At 62.3% G+C, this 1,432-nt stretch carries 1 protein-coding gene; it reads right to left on the bottom strand.

Annotated features, from left to right (window positions below; translation table 11 throughout):
• Window positions 1–245 precede the first annotated feature (245 nt).
• Window positions 246–1,346, bottom strand: a complete 1,101-nt coding sequence (locus ACIPL2_RS35125; protein ID WP_401365406.1) for an IS110 family transposase — start codon at window positions 1,344–1,346, stop codon at window positions 246–248.
• Between the last annotated feature and the right edge of the window lie 86 nt (window positions 1,347–1,432).

The following is a 1,432-nucleotide window of genomic DNA, read 5'->3' as shown; positions in this document are numbered from 1 at the left end:
GACTCGCCCCCGCATTCAACCCGCTTTTGAACACTGCTACCCGGTTGCATCTATGTATCAGGCCTGTTCGAGGAAGCCTGCAACGGCTTCTGGCCAACATTGGGTAAGCTCGCGGTATGCCGATTACAGGAAGGCCTCAAGGGCCAGTAGCAGCTTAGGCATCAATCCGCGACGGTCTGACCTGGGGTCAATGTTCTTCAGCATGGGTTGGAGCGGCTTAACGCCCCGGTGGCAGAACTCGGTGATCAGTGACTCATCGCTGCCTCCTGGGCAGTGCCCGGCTGACGACGATACGTCTGGTCGTTTTGCAGCAGCACCCAGAGGATGCGCAGATTGCGGTTGGCCAGTCGCACCGCCGCCTCCTTGCGACCCAGACGGTCTAGCCAGCGCTGGAGACGTTGGTCGTCCGGCTGCTGTGAATCGGGTCGTAGCTGTCTTAAAACGGCGTGAGCGCCCTGGATCATCAGGCTGCGCAAGTAAGCATCGCCCTGCTTGCTCATCTTGCCCAACCGGGTCTTCTCGCCGCTGCTGTGCTGGCTGGGCACCAAGCCGAAGTAGGCGGCGAACAAGCGGGCGTTGGCGAAGCGTTCAGGCGCGGTCTGCTTGGCCAACAGCGCCGTGGCGATGATCGGGCCAACACCGCGCACCGTCATCAGCCGCTTCGCCGTCTCGTCCGCCTTCGCCGCGGTTTCCAGGCGACCGGTCAGCACGTTGACGCGTTCGCCCAACTGCTCCCATTCGCCCAGCAGCTCGGCGATCAGTTCGCGCAGCAAATCGGGCAACGGCTGGGTGGCATCTTCCAGTACCCGAGGCACGAGCTGGCTGATCGCGAGTTCACCCTGCGCCATGGCCACCCCGTGTTCCAGCAGTAAACCACGCATCTGATTGCCGACCGCCGTGCGTCGCCGCACATAGCCCTGCCGAGCCCTGTGCAGAGCCTGCATCGCCAGCGCCGCGGCACTCTTGAGCGGTACGGCTGAAATCTTGCAATCGCGGCCTGCGCGCAAGATCGCCAAGGCATCGTTGCGGTCGTTTTTCGGACCGCTGCGATGATTGGCGACCAACTGGGCCGGCAGGATGCGCACGGGATTACCCTGCGTTTGCAGCAATCGCGCCCAGGCCTGAGCGCCCGGCCCGGTTTCGACCAACACCGTCACGCTCGCTGGAAGCTTCTGAAGAAAGGCCTGAAAGGCCTCCCGTGACGTGATGCGCTCCTCCAACAACACCTGACCGAGGGCATCCTCCCCGGCCAGTTGGAAGACTCTTTTGGCAAGATCCACCGCCACGGTGGTGCATGCCGTCACATCGGCTGACAAAGACTGGTTGATCGCACTATGCTTTTTCATGGCCTCGCCCTCGCTGTCGTTGGCTTCTATAAGAATGCCACCGTGGCGCACAGACGCCTCGGCTTGGGCGAGTCCATCCAATTACA

This window comes from Pseudomonas sp. NPDC086251 (assembly GCF_044746405.1).
In the GTDB taxonomy this organism is placed as follows: Bacteria; Pseudomonadota; Gammaproteobacteria; order Pseudomonadales; family Pseudomonadaceae; genus Aquipseudomonas.
Note: the sequence above shows the minus strand (reverse complement) of the source record. Positions and strands in the feature narration are given on the sequence as shown.